The sequence below is a fragment of the Prauserella muralis genome (assembly GCF_003202285.1).
Lineage (GTDB): Bacteria > Actinomycetota > Actinomycetes > Mycobacteriales > Pseudonocardiaceae > Prauserella_B > Prauserella_B muralis.
This window is the reverse complement of sequence record NZ_MASW01000007.1, coordinates 312123-329353: the sequence shown is the minus strand read 5'-3', so window position 1 is coordinate 329353 and position 17231 is coordinate 312123. Positions and strand designations below refer to the sequence as shown.

Here is a 17231-nt window from a genome sequence, read left to right as displayed (position 1 = left end):
GCCGCCAGATCCGTCATTTCAGTGATCACCAGTCGGGGATGCCTTGGACGAGGACAACAGCTCCACCGAACAGCAGACCGAGGGGGACGGGCCCGAGCCGGCACAGCCGGAGCCCGCTTCCGACTCCGGCGCGGATGCGGATTCCGGTGCGGACGCCGAGTCCCGTGCCGAGCCGGAACCCCGGTCCGATGCCGCTGCCGGATCCGAGCCCGAACCTGGATCCGATGCCGCTGCCGGCACCCAGCGCTCGCGCAGGCCGGCACTGCGCAGGGCCGGGATCATCGCTGGTGCCGTCGTGGGCGCGCTCGCGCTGATCTACGCCCTCGACCTGCTCGTCAGCCAAGGCGACGTGCGCCGCGGCGTGACCATCGCCGGTGTGGACGTCGCCGGGCTGAGCCAGGACGAGGCCGAGCAGGTGCTGCGGCAGCAGCTGCAGCCCCGGCTGGGTGAGGCCGTCGAACTCGACGCGGGCGATGTCACCCACACCCTCGACCCCACCGAGGTGCGCCTGCGCGTGGACTGGGCGGCGACCGTGCGCGAGGCGGCCGACCAGCCGCTCAACCCGTTCACGCGCCTGACGTCGCTGTTCACCAGCGAGGAGATCGGCGTCGTGTCCTACGCCGACGACGCGCGGCTCGCCGCCGCCGTGCGGCGGCTGCTCGACGAGGTGAACCGGGAACCCGCCGAGGGCACCGTGCGCTTCGCCGGGACCACGCCCATCCCGGTCGATCCCGCTCCCGGCCTGCGCCTTTCCGCGGACGTCGCGACCGAGCAGATCCTGCGGCACTGGGCCTCGCCCGACCCGGTCCGGCTGCCGGTGGACGTGCTGCCGGTGCGCACCACGCCCGAGTCGGTGCGCACCGCGCTGGAGACCGTGGCGATCCCGGCCGTCTCCGCGCCGATCACCATCCGTGGCGAGGGCCGGGAGTCCGTGCTCACCCGCGACGCGATCGCGCGAGCGCTGCGGTTCGACGCCGCCGACGACGGCAGCCTCACCCCGCGCCTGGACAAGCGGACCGTGATCGACGCCGCAGGCACGCCGCTGGCCTCCACCGAGCAACGCGGCAGGGACGCCCGCATCGTGTTCGCGGGCAACGGGCCGCGCATCGAGGAGTCCCGGCCGGGCAGGGGCATCGACTGGGACGTGACGCTGCGGCGCCTGCTGGACGTGCTCACCAGGCAGGGCGAACGCGCCGTCACCGCGCCCTACGTCGACCAGCCCGCGTCGCTGACCACCGACGAACTCCGTTCGTTTGGCATCAAGGAGGTCATCGGCGAGTTCACCACCAGCGGGTTCGCCTACGACTCCGGCATCAACATCCGGCAGGTCGCCAAGGAGGTCAACGGCGCCGTCGTCGAGCCGGGCGAGACGTTCAGCCTCAACGGCCACACCGGGCCGAGAGGACTGGACCAGGGCTACGTCTACGCCGGGATCATCGAGAACGGTGCGCCGGGGCGCGCCGTCGGCGGCGGAATCTCGCAGTTCGCGACCACGCTCTACAACGCCGCGTACTTCGCCGGGATGCGCGACACCGAGCACAAGGAGCACAGCTACTACATCAGCCGGTATCCCGAGGCCCGCGAGGCGACGGTGTACCAGAACCCGGACGGCAGCAGCGTCATCGACCTGAAGTTCACCAACGACAGCCCCACCGGCGTCGCGATCCAGACCATCTGGACGCCGACGGACATCACGGTGAAGCTGTGGGGCACCAAGCGATACCAGGTCGAGTCGGTCACCGGGGAGCGCTTCAACTACACCTCGCCGCCGACGGAGACGGGCACCCTCGGCGACTGCGTACCCAGCAGCGGGACGAGCGGCTTCAGCAACACCGACACGCGCATCATCCGTGACGCCGAGACGGGCAAGGAGATCCGGCGCGAGACCCGCACGGTCGTCTACCGGGGCCAGCCCGCGATCGTCTGTCCCGAACCGGAGCCGGAACCGGAACCCGAGCCGGAGCCCAAGCCGGAACCGGACCCGAAGCCCACCCAGTCCACCGAGCCGGAACCGGACCCGAGCCAGGACCCGGACTCCGGGCAGACCACCACCGACGCGGGCTAGCTGTACCCGGCCGGGTACAGCTAGCCCGGGTCCGGACACCGCGCCGCCGGCCGCCGGATCCGTCACCACGGCCGCGAGCCCAAGGTGCCCTTGGGTACCGGATGCGTGCCGAGGGTGCCCTTCGGCTCGGTGCCGTGCCTAGCCGGACGGTGCCAACACGGCCAGCACCGGGCCTGCCAGCAGCCCGAGCGCGACGGTGGCCGGGGCCGTGGCGTAGGCGGCGGCGCGCGACCACGGGGCAGGGGCGCCGATCGCGTCACCGGGTTCGGTGCCGCGCATCGCGGGAGCGATCCAGCGCAGGTAGTAGAACACGCTCGCGACCGTGTTCACCGCGGCCACCACCACCAGCCAGCCGTAGCCCGCGTCCCAGGCGGCCGTGAACACGGCCACCTTGCCCGCGAACACCGCGGTCGGCGGCGTGCCGACGAAGCCGAGCAGCAGCACCACCAGGCACAGAGCCAGGTACGGGTACCGCCGCCGCAGCCCCCCGTAGTCACCGGGAGACGCCGCCCGCGGCAGCGCGCACACCACCGCGAACGCACCGACGTTCGTCACCGCGTACCCGGCCAGGTAGTACAGCAGCCCGGGCAGCGCCAGCGTGCTGCGGGTCGCGGCCACCACCGCCAGCAGCACGTAGCCGACCTGGCTGATCGTCGAGTACGCCAGCAGCCTCCGGACGTTGTCCTGGAAGAACGCGGCCAGGTTGCCCAGCGTCATGGTCGCCGCCGCGACCACCGCGAGCAGCACCGGCCACGCCAGACCGGCGGGCTGCAGCACGTCGGCGGCGAAGCGGTACACGGCGACCAGCGCGCCGATCTTCGGCACCGTGGTCACCAGCGCCGCCACGGCCGGCCGCGTGCCCTCGGTGACGTCGGGAACCCAGAACTGGGCCGGCGCCGCACCCGCCTTGAACAGCAGGCCCGCCAGCACGGCGACCGCGCCGATCGCGACCGCCGCACCCGGGCCCGTCCGCAGCCCCGCGTAGGACGTCGCGCCCCCTGCCCCGAGCAGCAGCACGACGCCGAACAGCATGGTCGCACTCAGCAGCGCGCCCAGCAGGTAGAACTTCAGCGCCGCCTCCGTGCCGGGGGAGTCCTTGGCGAACGCCGTCAGCGCGTACAGGGGGATGGTCGCCACCAGATAGGCCGCCACGAGCAGCAGCAGGTCGAGCGAACCCGCGAGCAGCACGGCACCGACCGCGCTCAACAGCACGAGCACCACGAACTCGCTCTCGCGCGCGTGACCCCGGGTCTCGTCGGTGGCCAGGCACAGCACGAGCAGCACCGCCACCACGACCGCGATCCGGGTGCCGCCGAGCGCGGCGTCCACCGCGTACGAGCCCTCGAAGGCGGTGCCGCCTTGCCTGCCCCACAACACGATCGTCGCGGCGAGCGCACCGGCACAGGCCGCCGCGCCCACGACCCGGACCACCCACTGCCGCCCTCGCGGCAGGAACGAGCCCAGCAGCAGGCACAGCACGGCCGCGAGAGCCAGTATCTCCTCCGGAAGCGACAGCAGCAGGCTTGTCGTCATAGGACGCTCGCAGCCGGTTCGATCACGTCGAGCAGGAAGCGCGGGAACAGTCCGATCGCGACGGCCAGCAGCATGAGCGGTCCGATCGCGACGGTCTCGGTCAGGGTCAGGTCACCGGCCACCCGCGTCTTCGTGGGTCCGAGAAAGACCTGCTGGTAGGCACGCAGGAACAGCACCGCGGTGATGAGCACGCCGAGCAGCGCGAAGCCCACCGGAACCGGAGCGGCGCCGATCGAGCCGGTGAAGATCTGGAACTCGGCGATGAAGCCGGAGAAGCCGGGCAGCCCGAGCGAGGCGAACACCGCCACCGCCGTGATCCCGGCGAACGCGGGCAGCTGCCGCGCCAGCCCGCCGTAGGAGGCCATGTCGTAGGTTTTGCCGCGCTCGAACAGCACGCCGGACAGCAGGAACAACGCCCCGGTGATGAGGCCGTGGCTCACCATCTGCGTCACCGCACCCGTCACCGCGAGCTGACGGGCCTGGGCCTCGGTGTCGGCGAGCATGGCCGCCGCGCCGACCGCCAGCACCACGTAGCCCATGTGGTTCACCGACGTGTAGGCGATCATCCGCTTGAAGTCGCGTTGCGCGAGGGCGACGAGCGCACCGTAGAGCACACTCACGATGCCGACGGCCAGGATGACGGGTGCGTACGCGCGCCAGGTCTGCGGCAGGATCGGCATGGCGATCCGCACGAAGCCGTAGGTGCCCATCTTCAGCAGCACCCCGGCCAGGATCGCCGAGCCCGCCGCGGGTGCGTCCACATGCGCCGGGGGCAGCCACGTGTGCACCGGCACCGTCGGCGTCTTCACCGCGAGTCCCACCACGATCGCCAGCATCACCAGTACCGCCACGGCGCCCTTGCCCGCCATCGGATCCTGCCGCGTGAGGTCCAGCATGTCGAAGGTGTGCGGGGACGCGGCCAGGTACAGCCCGATGAACCCCAGCAGCAGCGCCAGCGAGCCGAGGAAGGTGTAGAGGAAGAACTTCACCGCGGCCCGCGCCGCGCCGCTGTGCCCCCAGCCCGCGATCACGAAGTACATGCCCACGATGGACAGATCGAAGAAGACGAAGAACAGCAACAGATCCAGGGCGACGAACACGCCGAGGCACACCGTCTCCAGGAACAGGAACAGGGCGGCCAGCGAACGCACGCGGTGCGTCTCGCGCAGCGAGTACACGGCGCAGGAAAGGAACAGCACGGCCGTGAGCGCCACGAGCGGCAGGCTCAGCCCGTCCACGCCGACGTGGTAGCCGGAACCGACGGTCGGGATCCAGTTCACCTGGGTCTCGTAGCCGAACCCGGAGGCGCCGGGGGAGTAGCCGATCCACAGCGCCACGACCAGCGCCAGCACGAGGGCGCTGACCGCCACCCACGTCCAGCGCACCACCCGGTCGCTCGCGCCCGGCGCGGCCAGCAGGGCCAGCGCGGCCACCACCGGCAGGAAGACCACGATGCTCAGCACGCGTGCGACACTCCTCTCACAAGATCACCAGCAGCAGTGCCAGCAGCGCCAGCGCGACCACCGCCTGTGCGTAGTACTGATGCAGTTGCCCCGTCTGCGGGCGGCGCGCCAGCCTGCCCATGGCCCGCGCGCCACGCGCGACGCCCCGCACCGCGCCGTCGACCGACCACTCGAGGCGGTTGCCGGCGAGCCGCGCTGCCGCCGTGGCGACGGCAGCACTGAGCCGCACGCCGCCGTCGACGACGCGCTCGTCGAACCGGGCGCACGCCGACGCCATTGCATCGAGCGGCCGCACCACCGCGAGGCGAGCCGCCTGCTCCAGCCGTAGCCAGCCCGACAGCACGTCCTGCTCGGCAACCTCACCCCGGACGTGGACGAGCGCGGCCGCCGCCGTCGCCGCCGCGGCGGCCACGAGCGCCGACGCGAGCAGCTCCGGCCACTTCAGCGGAGGCAGCCACGGCAGGGCAAGCAGTCCCAGCGCGGCCGCTCCCGCCGCCAGCGGCAGCAGTGGCGCCCACCGCCACGGGCCGATCGCGACCCGTTGCGCGTCCCCGTGGGCGGGCGCGGAGAGCGCCAGCGTCAGCGCACGGCCCGCGTAGGCGGCGCTCAGCGCGGTCGCCGCAAGGCCGAGCAGGTACAGCGGCACGGACCGGTGCAGTACCTCCGCCAGCAGCGCGTCCTTCGCCAGCCAGATCGACAGCGGGGGCAGTCCCGCGAGACTGAGCGCGCCCACGGCGAACGTCACACCGACCACCGGGTGCCGCCGGGCCGCGCCGCGCAGGCCGGGGAAGCTCTGCGTGCCGAGTGCGGCCAGCCACGCGCCCGCGCACAGGAACAGCAGGCTCTTGGTGGCCGCGTGCGCCACCAGCTGCGCCGTGCCGCCCGCGACGGCGCCCGCGCCCGCCGCCAGCACCATGAAGCCCACCTGGGCACACGTGGAGGCCGCCAGCAGTTGCTTGAGATCTCGCTGCACGACGGCGACCGCGCCCAGAGCCAGCGCCGTCGCCACCCCGGCCCACATCGCCAGCCACCCGGCCCACGGCGTGGCACCCAGCAGCGGCTCCAGCCGCAGCAGCAGGTAGGCGCCCGCCGCGACCATCGTCGCCGAGTGCAGCATCGCCGACACCGGGCTCGGGCCCGCCATGGCCCGGGACAGCCAGAAGGAGAACGGCAGCTGCGCGGACTTGCCGAACGCCGCGAGCAGCACCCCGGCGGCCACGACGTCGCGCCAGCCGTCCGGCAGCTGCGCCAGTTGATGCAGGCCCAGGGCGCCCGCGCCCCCGGCCAGCGCCGCCCCCGCCGCGACGTACAGCCCCAGGTCGGCGCCCCGGGTGGCCAAGAACGCGATCGTGCCCGCGCGCGCCCGGCCGGGCTCGGCCCAGTGGAAGCCGATGAGCGCGTAGGAGGCCGCGCCCATCACCTCCCAGCCGAGCAGCAGCGGCACCAGGCCGGTCGCGGTGACCGTCACCAGCATCGCGTCGGCGAACAGCAGCATGAGCCCGAAGAACCGCGCTCCCAGCTCGCCGACCGAGAAGGCGAGCACCGCGAGCAGCACCGAGGGCACCAGCACCACCAGGGCCGCCGAAAGGCCGTCCACGCGCAGCGCGAACGGCATGCCGTCGAGAAACTCCGCCGAGATCGCCGGCCTGGTCAGTGCCGCGGTGATCGCCAGGCCCAGCAGCAGCGCCGACACGGCGAGCCCCGCCGGGGCCGCGGCCCGGTCGGCCCTGCGCCCGCCCAGCAGCAGCGCCGCACCGGCCACCAGCGGCACGCCGACGAGCAACCACAACACCATCGCCGGCCTCAGCCCTTCAGGTCCGCGGTCATGTCGGTCATGTCCACGTCCCGGGCCCGGAACACGGCCGTGGTCACCGCGAAGCCCGCGGCCATCTCGACCGCCATCACGGTGACCGCGATGAGCACGAGCACCTGGCCGTCGGCCTGCCGCGGCGACGAGAAGTACCAGAACGCCGCGGCGCCCACGATCACCGCGTTCAGCATCAGCTCCAGCCCCATCATGATCATCACGATGGACTGCTGGGACAGTGCGCCGTAGAGGCCGACGCTGAACAGCGCCGCGGCGAAGAGCAGGTAGTCCTGCACACTCATCGGCCGACCCCTCCCCGTACCGGGTCGTCCGGACTCCGCCGGTCCAGCCGGTCGCCGTAGCGGTCGTAGCGCCCGCGGTGCGTGGCGAGCACGACCGTGGTGACGATCGTGGCGAACAACGCGAGCCCGACCACGATCATCACGAGCATCTTCGAGCCCATGATCGCCTCACCGAGCGCGTGCGCGGGATCCGCTGGCCGCGCGGCGCCCGACGAGGGCCAGTCGACGAGGTAGACGACGGCGGTGAGCACCGCGAACGTCCCGGCGGAGATGCCCAGTGCTCCCTTCTGGTTGTGCACCATGGTCATCGGCATCAGGCCGGCCGGGTTCATCATGTACATCACCATGAACAGCACCATGATGACCATTTCCATGATCATCATGAGCAGGACGAGCACACCCAGGTAGGCGAGGTCGACCAGCAGCACGGTGACGGCGGCGAACACGAACGACGCGAGCAGCGCGAACGTCGCCCGCGCCATCGAGTCCACCCGGAACACCGCGACACCGGACGCGACGGCCCCCGCCGCGCAGAGCCAGAAGACGATCTGCTGCCACATTCCTACCTCCCACGGGCCGCGGATCCCTTCACCGGGCCACGACCACAATGGACACGATGAGCGCCTGTACGAGCGTCGCCGGGATCAGCACCAGCCAGGCGACCTCGGCGAAGCGCTCCATCCGGACCGTGGGCAGCCGCCTGCCCGCCCACACGAGCGCGGCCAGCACGGCCGCCGTCTTGAGCACCGACCACAGCCAGCCGGGCAGCAGCGGACCGCTGCCGCCGCCGAGGAAGAGCGCGACCGCCATGCCCGAGCCCGACACCAGCAGGGCCCAGCGTCCCGCGAGGAACACCAGCCGATCCACACCGGACAGTTCCGAGGCGGCGCCGCCCGCGACGTCCAGGCCCAGCGGATGGTCGAACGGCGGCCAGAACGCCATCGCCGCCACGGTGAGCAGGAACACGGCGAACGCCACCGGCATCCACACCACGAACCACAGCTGCTGCTGTGCGGCCACGATGTCGGCCACCCGCAGCGACCCGGCGCCGATGGCCGCCGTGGTGAGCGCGAACATGTGCGGCAGCTCGTAGCACACGCCCTGCGCCACGAACCGGTAGCCGCCGGAGAGCCCGAACGCCGAGTTGCCTCCCCAGCCCGCGAGCCACACCGCCGCCCAGGCGACGACCTCCATCGCGTTGAACCACACGACGCCCACCGGCAGGTCGCCGACCGACCAGCGGCCGAGCGGCGTCACCAGCGACGCGAGCACTCCCGCCAGCAGCAGCACCACACCGGCCGCACGCCACAGCAGCGCATCCGCGGCGAGTGTGCTCCTGCGCTGCCGCACGAGCAGCCCGGCGGCCGACCGCAGCGGAGCGGCCGCCGCGACCCCGGGCGCGGTTCCCGCCGTGCGGGCCGTCAGCACCGAGCCGAACATCGCCGCCGCGACCGCGAACGCCGCGAGCACGACGGGCAGCAGCAGCGCCGACCACCACGGGGCCTGCTCAACCATCGGCCACCTCCGTGTGCGCGAGCGTCTCGACGGCCGGATCGAGGCTGGCCACCGCGATCCGCGCCACGGCAAGCTCCCGGCCCTCCAGCAGCCGGGGCAGTGCCTCCACCATCCACTGTGCCGCGTCGGTGTGCCGAGGCGGGTCGTCGTGCCGGTGCGAGACGGCCTCCGCCGCCCGGTGCAGCCGGGCGAGCGCGTCCCCGGCGAGTGCGGGCGGCGCGTCGGCGTCGTCGACCCGCCCGATGCCGGCCAGCGACCAGCGCAGCAGCCGGGATCGGCGCACCCACGCAGCCCAGCGCTGCAGGCGGCGTTCGGGAGCCTGGCCGGTCAGGACCTCGTCGCGCAGCCGCCGTGCGGCCAGCGCCGCGTCGTGCGCTCCGGCGACGGACAGCACCCGCGCACACGTGTCGAGCCTGGCGGCGGCCGCCGGAACCGGTTCGTCGGCGGCGCGGGTGGCTGCCAGCCCGGTCAGCTGGACGCGGGCGGACTGGATCACGTCGCCCTGCAGCACGGTGTGCACGACGAGCCCGGCGGGCCAGTCGGGCAGCACGGGTCCCAGCGGCACGGTCAGCTGGTCGAGCGCGAGCCCGTCGCGGTCGGCGTCGCGGTCGGCCATCTCCGGGTCCAGGCCACTGTGGACGGCCGAGGCGGCGTGGTCCCGTTGTCGCGCTGGATCGTGCAGCTCGGCCACCGCGGCGTCCAGTGCGGAGGCGGCGGCAGGGCCGGACGGGACGTCGGCCCTGGCTCTGGGCGCGGTCATCGACTGCCACACCCGCAGCAGGTATGGCTCGACCTCGGCGTGCGGCGTACCCGCCACGACGAGCAGGTTCGCCTCGGCGGGGCAGGCCGCGACCCGCCAGCCCCGCTCGCGGGCCAGCCGCTCGACGGCCAGCCGCGCCCAGGTGCCCCCGGGCACCTCGGCCACCAGCGGGCGGATGTCCGCCCAGCGCAGCAGTCGCGCTGTCAGGTCCACCGCAGCGCTCCTTCCCGCCAGGCGTAGACCACGCCGGCCATGAGCACGGCGAGGAAGACGAACATCTCGATGACGGCCTTGGTGCCCAGTTCAGCGACGACCAGCGCCCACGGGTACATGAAGACCATCTCCATGTCGAAGGCGAGAAAGATCATCGTCAGCGTGTACCAGCGCACGTGGAAGCGGGACACGGCATGCTCGGCGGGGTCGTGCCCGGAGAGGAACGGGCGCGTGCCGGTGACGGTCCGGCCGAGCCTGACCAGCAGGGCGCCGCCGTACAGCGCGCCGAGCACGCCTGCGACGAGCGCCACCACGAGAAGTGCGCCGCCGAAACCACCCATACTCATCGAGGGTATGGGCGCGACTGCTCGCCCGCGAATCGGCGAGCGCCCCGGTGGGGCAGCTCACCGGGGCGCTCGTGTGTCGCGTTGAGACAGTGGTTTCGGTCAGACGTCGCGCAGGGGCGAGCCGAAGGGCACCTTGGGTACCCGGTACGTACCCAAGGTGCCCTTCGGCTCGCGTTGCCGCCGTCGTGCTGCCCGGCCCCGCCGACGGTGCCGCCACATCGGTGTCCTCAGTGGCCTGTGCGGGGAGCGGGTTTCGTCAGTGGCGCTTGTCGGCCTTCGGATCCGCGGGCTGGGCGGGCACGCCGTGGGGCGGCGGATGAACCGGCTCGCCGCCGCTGTCGGCATTGACCTGCGAGCCCTTCGAACCGTGCCGGGTCGGCGGCGACTGCTCGGGGCGCACGTCGTGCTCGCCGGAACTGGGGGTCGCGCCCTGCTCCAGCTGTTCGATGCGGGCGTCCATCGCGGTCAGCACCGGTGCCCGGCTGGCGTGGGCCCGCTCGTACTCGCGCAGCTGCTCGATCTCGTCCCGGCTCAGCGAACGGATGCGGTCGCGCAACGCGGGCACGGGCAGGTGGTCGTAGTCGGCGAGGGGCAGGTTCTCGCGGTCCTGCGCAGTCACTCGTCACTCCTCTCGGATAGCGTGGCGTCGAGGGCGGCGATCGCGGCCTCGACCTCTTCCCGGACATCTGCCCTGCCGAGCGGCCGGGACCGTCCGGGACTGCCGACCGTGCGGACCGTGACCCCGTCGATCGGCTGCTGCTGCTCGTCCTCGTCGGGGTCGACCAGCAGCAGCGAACGCAGCGGCCCGGGATGGTCGGCGACCAGCCTGCGGACCTCGTCGGGCACCCCGCCGCAGGTCACCACGTCGATCGGCCTGCCGAGCGCGTCGGGCTCGGCCAGCAACCTGCGGGCCTCCGGCAGCGCCGCTGCGGCGGGCAGCTGGCACCACACGATCTGTCGCTCACCGGTCAGCTGCCGCCAGTCCGGTGGCAGCTCCCTGTGCATCTCGTCCCGGGCGGGATCGAGCACGAGCACGGTCGGCGCGGCGGTGTCTCCCTCCCAGACAACGGCGGTTCCCATGTTCGCTCCCATCGGTCGCAGTGAAGCTTTCCCGTGCTGGTGGTGTGCGAAACCGAATAGCCGGGCCCCGGCTGGGTACTCGCGGGCTGTCGGCTCGCACAGCCTGCGAAGGGAGGAAGCCCCGTGATCAAGTACCAGGATCTCGCGTCCTCGATCCAGCGGCGCGGGGAGCTGGAGACCGCCGAGCAGGCGCGCGCCGCCGCAACGGCCGTGCTGAGCACGGTCGCGCACTGCCTGCCGCCCGCGGACCGCGAGCGGATGGCCGAGCAGCTGCCGGGCATCCTCGACGACGCCGTGCTCGTACCGGGGCAGACCGAGCTGCGCGGCGGTACCGAGCTGATCATCGAGGTCGCGCAGCGGCTGCGCACCACGCCCGAGCGAGCCCGGTACCTCGCCAAGGCGGTCACCGACGGGCTGGACGAGCAGGACCCGGCGATGGTCGACGACCTGCGCACCCGCCTCGGCTCCGACCTGCTGGAGGTGCTGGGTGCCGACGGCGAGACACCGTCGCGGGCGGAGAGCGTGCGCCCCGAGGTGCCGACCGAGCTCTCCGACGCCGAGGTCGAGCAGGAGCTGCGCGGGCTCACCGGCTGGACCGGCGACCACACCGGCATCCAGCGCGAGGTCAACCTGCCCGCCGACCGGGTCCCCCCACTGGTCGAGCGGGTACAGCGCGAGGCCCGCCGGCTCAACGACCACGCGCACGCCGAGCCCACCGGTGACGGCGTGCGGTTCGTGCTGCGCACCGGGCAGAAGGGCGTCGTGACGCGGCCCGACATCGACCTGGCGCGGCGCATCGACCAGGCCGTGCTGGACATCGGATCCGGCGGCTGAGAAGGCGGCCTCGGCCGGGGCCCCGGCCGAGGGCGACCGCTGCCGGATTCGCGATGCCTTCGGCGGGCGCGCCTGCGTACACCGGTCCTCGCTACGCGTCCAGGCAGTACACCGTGAACGCCGAGCGGATCACGGGCTGGGCCACGTTGCGCACTCGCACGCCGCCCGGCGTGACGCCGCGCTCGGTGCCCATGTGCGCGTGGCCGTGCAGGACCAGGTCCGTGCCCGTCGCGTCCACGGCCTCCCCGAGCTGGTAGGCGCCCAGGAACGGGTAGATCTCCAGCGGCTCGCCGTGCAGCGTGTCCGGCACCGGCGAGTAGTGCAGCAACGCCACCCGCACGTCACAGGCCAGCGAGTCCAGCGCCGTGCGCAGCTTGTCCGCGATCTCCACGGTGTGGCCGACGAACGCCTTCATCTCCGGCTCACCGAACGCGCTGGCGCAGCGGCCCTCGAAGCCCCCGCCGAAGCCCTTGACTCCCGCGACGCCGAGCCGCTTGCCGCCCACCGGAAGGACGGTGCCATCACCCTCCAGCACCTCGATGCCGCTGTCAGTGAGGACGCCGGTGACCTCGCTCGCCGCGTCGGCGTGGTAGTCGTGGTTGCCCAGCACAGCCAGCACCGGCACCCCGACGTCGTGGAACTCCCTGGCGACCACCCTGGCCTCCTCGGGCGTGCCGTGCCGGGTCAGGTCACCCGCCAGCAGCAGCACGTCCGCGTGCTCGGGCAGCTTCTCCAGCGCGGGTCGCAGCCTGCCCTGGGCGTCCTCGCCGAGATGCACGTCACCGACGGCCGCGATGCGGATCATCGCAGCACCTCCGGCTCGCCCGGTTCGCCCGCCTCCACCACGCGGACGTCGTTGTGCAGTCGCAGTTCCGGTTCGCGCTCGTGCAGCACGGCGTCGAGTTCCTCCTTGCACTGCTGGGACGACACCGACCCGGACAGGTACACGTGCTCGCCCCGGACACTCACCTGGATGCCGAGCTCGGCGGTCCGCGAGTCCTCGGCGATCACCCTGCGCAGCCGCGCGGCGAGGTACTCCGGCGCCTCACCGGTCGTCTCGCTCATCGGTCACTCCCTCCCGCGGCCTGGCCCGGCGTGCCCGCGACGTCGCGGGCGCTCACCACGCCCAGGTCCGCGATCAGGGCCAGAAAGGCCCTGGCGTACGGCGATCCGGCCGTCTCCCTGACCACGGCCGGCCAGTCCACCTGCTCACGCAGTGCCCGCGCGATGGGCAGCAGCGGCGTGTAGTCGCAGCGGTGCGGGCCCAGCACGAGCAGCTTGTCCACGAGCAGCTCGGTGGCGGGCAGCACCGGCGCCATGGCCGACCCGATGCGCTGCTCGCGCGCCCGGTCGAGCAGTTCCGTGGTGACGGGCCGCTGGTTGGGCCGGAAGATCAGGTCGACGAGGCAGTCCCCGTCGTAGACCTTCGTCAGCCAGTCCTCCGGGGGGTCGACGGGCCGCATGCCCTCGGCGACGAGCACCTTGCGCGCCAGCGGCGCGTCGTGCTCGGTGACGAACACGTCCACGTCGTGCTCGGACGGCGGCCCGCCGTGCGCGTACACCGCGCAGCCGCCGGCGAGCGCGAACCGGATGCCCTCCGCGCGGAGCGCGTTGGTCACCCGCGTCATGGTCCGGAGCAACTGCTGCTGATCGACGTCCACCGTGGCCGGTTACCCGCCCGGGGGCACGGGTATGCCGCTGGCGGAGGTGAGACCCCATGCCGCAGCCCAACCCCGTGCAGATGCAGAAGTACCTCGGTGGAGTCGACTACCCGTGTGGTCGCGACGACCTGGTGGAACACGCGAAGAGCAAGGGCGCCGATGACGAGGTGCTCGACCACCTGCGCTCGCTGCCCGATCGCACCTATGACGGGCCCAACGCCGTGAGCGCGGAGTACTCGAAGAGCTGAGCGCCCGGGTCAGCGCACCCCCGGGCGAGGGCGGCCACGTTTACCGGAGGCGGAGACGGACCACCCTCGCCGGGAGGAGGTGCGCCCATGACTGATCTCGCCGTTGAGCTCGACCTGCCCGCCGCCGGGCCGGACGAGCCCCACATTCGTATCGACAACCCGGTCGACGGCACGCTCGTGGGCCGGGTCGCCACCGCGACCAGGGAGCAGACCGCCGCGCTCGTCGAGGCGGCCCGGCAGGCCTCGCGCGCGTGGGCACGCACACCCGCCACCGAGCGGGGCGCGGCGCTGCGCTCGGCCGCCGCCGCGCTGCGCGAACGCGTGGACGACCTGGCGAGGGTGAACCAGGCCGAGACCGGCAAGTCCGTCGAGGACGCCCGAGGCGGGGTGCTCGCGGGAGCGGGCACGCTCGAGCAGTATGCCGAGCTGGGCCCGCTGCACCGGGGTCGCAGCCTGCTCGGTGATGTCACCGCCACGGACCTGATGGTGCCCGAGCCCCGGGGCGTCGTGGCGGTGCTGACGCCGTGGAACGACCCCGTCGCCGTCGCCTGCGGCCTGCTCGGCGCGGCGCTGGTCACCGGCAACACCGTGGTCCACAAACCCAGTGAGCGCTGCCCGCACACCGGGCTGCTGGTGGCCGAGCTGATCAGCCCGTACTTCCCGGAAGGCGTGTTCAACCACCTCGCGGGCGACGGCCAGGCAGGTGCCTGGCTGGCCGAGAACCCGGCCGTGGACGTCGTCGCCCACGTCGGCAGCACCCGCACGGGCAGGGCGATCGCCGAGGCCACGGCCCGCACCGGCGCCAAGGCGCTGCTGGAGAACGGCGGTAACGACCCGCTTCTCGTCGCCGAGGACGTCGACCCGGTGTGGGCGGCGGGGCAGACCGCCACCGGCGCGTTCGCCAACAGCGGGCAGATCTGCGTCTCCGTGGAACGGGTCTACGTGCACCGCGCGATCGCCGAGCCGTTCCTCGGCGCGCTCACGCGGGAGGCCGAGCGGACCGGCCTGCTGCCCCTGGTCGACGAGGCGCACAGGGACAAGGTGCACGAGCACGTCACCAGCGCCATCGCCGACGGCGCGCGGCCGTGTGCGGGGGGCGTGGTGCCCGAGGGGCCGGGCTCGCAGTACCCGGCGACCGTGCTGGCCGACTGCACCCCGGACATGCTCGCGATGCGGGAGGAGACGTTCGGGCCGGTGGCCGCCGTGCGCGTGGTCGACGACTTCGACCAGGGCCTCGCCGAGGCCTGCGACGACGCGTACGGGCTGGCCGCGACCGTGCTGACGCGATCCATGGAGCATGCGCAGCGCGCCTGGCGGGACCTGCCCGTGGGCACCGTGAAGGTCAACGCTGTGTTCGGCGGCGCTCCGGGCGGTGCCGCGCAGCCGCGGGGTGCCAGCGGCCAGGGCTACGGCTACGGCCCGGAACTGCTCGACGAGATGACCACCACGAAGGTCGTGCACGTCGAGCCCGCTCCGGGCTGAGCCGGAGCGGGCGGGCGCCTCACCGGCCGAAAAGCCCCACCAGGGTTCCGGTGGCGAGGGTGTGGCCGTCGACCGCGGCGTGGACGTCCTCGGCGCTCGCACCCTCGCCGAGGCCCAGTGGGCGGTCCGCCGCGTACAGCTTGAAGAAGTAGCGGTGCTCGTCGTCGCCCACCGGCGGTTGCGGCCCGTCCCAGCCGAGGTTGCCGAAGCCGTTGCGGCCCGGCACGGCCCCGTCCGGCAGCTGGCCCTCCGGCACGCCGGTCTGCTCGGGGTCGATGCCGGTGAGCACCAGGTGGCCGAACGTGCCGCCCGGCGCGTCCGGGTCCTCGCACACCAGTGCGAGCTCCTCCGTGCCGTCGGGCACGCGGTTCCACTCCAGCGGGGGCGAGACGTTGCCGCCCTGCCGCGAGTAGCGGTCGGGGATCAGCGTGTTGTCGGTGAACGCGGCGCTGCGCAGCTCGAGCCCGGAGGCCACCGGCCGCGGACCGTCGCCGATGTCCGGATCGCCGCGGCTGGTGCCCCGGTTGCCCTTCGGGCCCGCCGCACGCTCCGGGTCGCCCTTCGGGCGGGGCGGGTGGTCCCGCTCCAGCCGCTCGTTGGCGGCCCGGTCGGCGTGCTGGTCGGGCGCCACCGTCTCGTCGTACTCGGCACGCAGGCGGGTGCGCTTGATGTCGTAGCTGTGGCTTCCTGGATCTGGCATACCCAGCGGATTACCGCCCCGCCGGGCCGGTGAAACCCGGTCGGCCTTCAGCGCACCACCACCGTCCGGCCGTCGTCGCGGCGGGGCACCAGTTCGCCGATCACCGGAGCGCCGGGCACCTCACCCGCGAGCAGCAGCCCACCCGAGGTCTGCGCGTCGGCCAGCAGCAGCGCGGTGTCCTCGTCCACCCGGGACAGCTCCGCGTGCGGGCGCACCCAGTCCAGGTTGCGGCGGCTGCCGCCGGGCACGAACCCCTCCCGCAGCGACTCCCTCGCCCCGGCGACGTAGGGCACCGCCGCCGCGTCCACGACGGCGGTGACGCCGCTGGCGCGGGCCAGCTTGTGCAGGTGCCCGAGCAGCCCGAAGCCGGTGACGTCGGTGGCGCAGGTGATCCCGGCGGCGACGGCCGCGCGTGAGGCCGTGTCGTTGAGCGTGGTCATCACCTCGATGGCCTCCTCGAACCGCTCGGCGGTCGCCTTGTGCCGTGCGTTGAGCACGCCCAGCCCGAGCGGTTTGGTCAGCGACAGCGGCAGCCCCGCGCGGCCGGTGTCGTTGCGCAGCAGGCGATCCGGGTGCGCTGTGCCGGTGACGGCCAGCCCGTACTTGGGCTCCGGATCGTCCACACTGTGCCCGCCCGCGAGGTGGCAACCGGCGCCGCCGCACACGTCCAGGCCACCACGCAGCGTCTCGGCGGCCAGCTCGAACGGCAGCGTCTCCCTCGGCCAGCAGAGCAGGTTCACCGCCACCAGCGGCTGTCCGCCCATCGCGTAGACGTCGGAGAGCGCGTTGGCCGCCGCGATCCGGCCCCAGTCGTAGGGATCGTCGACGACCGGGGTGAAGAAGTCGGTGGTGGCGATCACCGCGCGCTCGCCGTCGAGGCGCACGGCGGCCGCGTCGTCGCCGTCGTCGAGGCCGACGAGCAGCTCGCCTGCCGCCTCGAAGGGCGGGGCGGCGGTCAGCCCGCTCACCACCTCCTCCAGCTCTCCCGGCGGGATCTTGCAGGCACACCCGCCGCCGTGCGCGTACTGGGTCAGTCGGTAGGCCATGTCACCATGCTCGCGCGCATGCTCGCGCTGCACATCTCGGCGAGCCCTGCGAGGATTCGGGGTATGTCCCAGGGAGGCGCTTCCGGCCTGGTGACCGGCGCGGTCTTCAAAACCGTTGAACGGCAGGCACTGCCGTTGGCGGGTTCGATTCCCGTTCGCCTCCGCCACGCGAGGT

19 protein-coding genes and 1 tRNA gene are annotated in these 17231 nt (G+C 73.0%); 5 read left to right on the top strand and 15 right to left on the bottom strand.

Annotated features, from left to right (window positions below; all coding sequences use genetic code 11):
• Positions 1-43: 43 nt before the first annotated feature.
• Entirely contained in the window at positions 44-2065 is a 2022-nt protein-coding gene (locus tag BAY60_RS31125; RefSeq protein ID WP_112284981.1) for a VanW family protein, read from the top strand.
• A 138-nt stretch (positions 2066-2203) separates the two neighbouring features.
• Here BAY60_RS31125 and BAY60_RS31120 read toward each other — a convergent pair whose 3' ends face one another.
• The 10 genes from BAY60_RS31120 to BAY60_RS31075 form a co-directional block, all read right to left on the bottom strand.
• Complete coding sequence (locus BAY60_RS31120; protein WP_112284980.1) at positions 2204-3598, bottom strand: NADH-quinone oxidoreductase subunit N; 1395 nt, start codon at positions 3596-3598, stop codon at positions 2204-2206.
• A complete protein-coding gene (locus BAY60_RS31115) occupies positions 3595-5061 on the bottom strand; it encodes a complex I subunit 4 family protein (RefSeq protein ID WP_112284979.1) in 1467 nt (488 codons plus the stop codon). The genes BAY60_RS31120 and BAY60_RS31115 overlap by 4 nt, the downstream gene beginning before the upstream one ends.
• 16 nt (positions 5062-5077) lie before the next feature.
• Complete coding sequence (locus BAY60_RS31110) at positions 5078-6856, bottom strand: proton-conducting transporter transmembrane domain-containing protein (RefSeq protein WP_245992892.1); 1779 nt, start codon at positions 6854-6856, stop codon at positions 5078-5080.
• Between the two features lie 8 nt (positions 6857-6864).
• The gene (gene nuoK, locus BAY60_RS31105; protein WP_112284978.1) at positions 6865-7170 is read right to left on the bottom strand and encodes an NADH-quinone oxidoreductase subunit NuoK; all 306 of its coding nucleotides are present in this window, start codon (positions 7168-7170) and stop codon (positions 6865-6867) included.
• Positions 7167-7730, bottom strand: a complete 564-nt coding sequence (locus tag BAY60_RS31100; protein WP_112284977.1) for an NADH-quinone oxidoreductase subunit J — start codon at positions 7728-7730, stop codon at positions 7167-7169. The genes nuoK and BAY60_RS31100 overlap by 4 nt, the downstream gene beginning before the upstream one ends.
• Positions 7731-7758: 28 nt before the next feature.
• On the bottom strand, positions 7759-8685 hold the full coding sequence (locus BAY60_RS31095) for an NADH-quinone oxidoreductase subunit H (protein ID WP_112284976.1): 927 nt from the start codon (positions 8683-8685) through the stop codon (positions 7759-7761).
• Positions 8678-9658, bottom strand: coding sequence for a hypothetical protein (locus BAY60_RS31090; RefSeq protein ID WP_112284975.1), 981 nt, complete (start codon positions 9656-9658; stop codon positions 8678-8680). The genes BAY60_RS31095 and BAY60_RS31090 overlap by 8 nt, the downstream gene beginning before the upstream one ends.
• Complete coding sequence (locus tag BAY60_RS31085) at positions 9649-9999, bottom strand: NADH-quinone oxidoreductase subunit A (protein ID WP_112284974.1); 351 nt, start codon at positions 9997-9999, stop codon at positions 9649-9651. The genes BAY60_RS31090 and BAY60_RS31085 overlap by 10 nt, the downstream gene beginning before the upstream one ends.
• 262 nt (positions 10000-10261) lie before the next feature.
• The gene (locus tag BAY60_RS31080; RefSeq protein ID WP_112284973.1) at positions 10262-10624 is read right to left on the bottom strand and encodes a DUF8129 domain-containing protein; all 363 of its coding nucleotides are present in this window, start codon (positions 10622-10624) and stop codon (positions 10262-10264) included.
• Positions 10621-11085: a hypothetical protein gene (locus tag BAY60_RS31075; protein WP_112284972.1), complete on the bottom strand. Its 465-nt coding sequence runs from the start codon at positions 11083-11085 to the stop codon at positions 10621-10623. Before BAY60_RS31075 ends, BAY60_RS31080 begins: the two co-directional genes overlap by 4 nt.
• Before the next feature lie 123 nt (positions 11086-11208).
• Between BAY60_RS31075 and BAY60_RS31070 the strand changes: the two genes are divergently transcribed.
• The gene (locus tag BAY60_RS31070; protein ID WP_342769798.1) at positions 11209-11919 is read left to right on the top strand and encodes a DUF2267 domain-containing protein; all 711 of its coding nucleotides are present in this window, start codon (positions 11209-11211) and stop codon (positions 11917-11919) included.
• A 91-nt stretch (positions 11920-12010) separates the two neighbouring features.
• Here BAY60_RS31070 and BAY60_RS31065 read toward each other — a convergent pair whose 3' ends face one another.
• The 3 genes from BAY60_RS31065 to BAY60_RS31055 are packed head-to-tail and all read right to left on the bottom strand — an operon-like array spanning position 12011 to position 13547.
• Positions 12011-12724: a metallophosphoesterase family protein gene (locus BAY60_RS31065; protein WP_112284971.1), complete on the bottom strand. Its 714-nt coding sequence runs from the start codon at positions 12722-12724 to the stop codon at positions 12011-12013.
• Positions 12721-12984 carry a BON domain-containing protein gene (locus BAY60_RS31060; RefSeq protein WP_112284970.1) on the bottom strand — a complete coding sequence of 88 codons (264 nt, stop codon included), beginning with the start codon at positions 12982-12984 and terminating at the stop codon, positions 12721-12723. Before BAY60_RS31060 ends, BAY60_RS31065 begins: the two co-directional genes overlap by 4 nt.
• Positions 12981-13547 (bottom strand): nucleotidyltransferase family protein, encoded by a 567-nt coding sequence (locus tag BAY60_RS31055; protein WP_425466509.1) that lies wholly within the window; start codon positions 13545-13547, stop codon positions 12981-12983. Before BAY60_RS31055 ends, BAY60_RS31060 begins: the two co-directional genes overlap by 4 nt.
• Positions 13548-13636: 89 nt before the next feature.
• On the opposite strand from BAY60_RS31055, the gene BAY60_RS31050 reads away from it, so the two are divergent.
• Both BAY60_RS31050 and BAY60_RS31045 read left to right on the top strand, forming a co-directional pair.
• Positions 13637-13828, top strand: a complete 192-nt coding sequence (locus tag BAY60_RS31050; RefSeq protein WP_112284968.1) for a DUF2795 domain-containing protein — start codon at positions 13637-13639, stop codon at positions 13826-13828.
• An 87-nt stretch (positions 13829-13915) separates the two neighbouring features.
• The gene (locus tag BAY60_RS31045; RefSeq protein WP_112284967.1) at positions 13916-15310 is read left to right on the top strand and encodes an aldehyde dehydrogenase family protein; all 1395 of its coding nucleotides are present in this window, start codon (positions 13916-13918) and stop codon (positions 15308-15310) included.
• 19 nt (positions 15311-15329) lie between these two features.
• On the opposite strand, the gene BAY60_RS31040 is transcribed toward BAY60_RS31045, so the two are convergent.
• Positions 15330-15806: a YbhB/YbcL family Raf kinase inhibitor-like protein gene (locus tag BAY60_RS31040; protein ID WP_425466508.1), complete on the bottom strand. Its 477-nt coding sequence runs from the start codon at positions 15804-15806 to the stop codon at positions 15330-15332.
• A 251-nt stretch (positions 15807-16057) separates the two neighbouring features.
• The gene (selD, locus tag BAY60_RS31035) at positions 16058-17056 is read right to left on the bottom strand and encodes a selenide, water dikinase SelD (protein ID WP_112284965.1); all 999 of its coding nucleotides are present in this window, start codon (positions 17054-17056) and stop codon (positions 16058-16060) included.
• 72 nt (positions 17057-17128) lie between these two features.
• Between selD and BAY60_RS31030 the strand changes: the two genes are divergently transcribed.
• Positions 17129-17223 (top strand) — tRNA-Sec (locus BAY60_RS31030).
• Positions 17224-17231 lie beyond the last annotated feature (8 nt).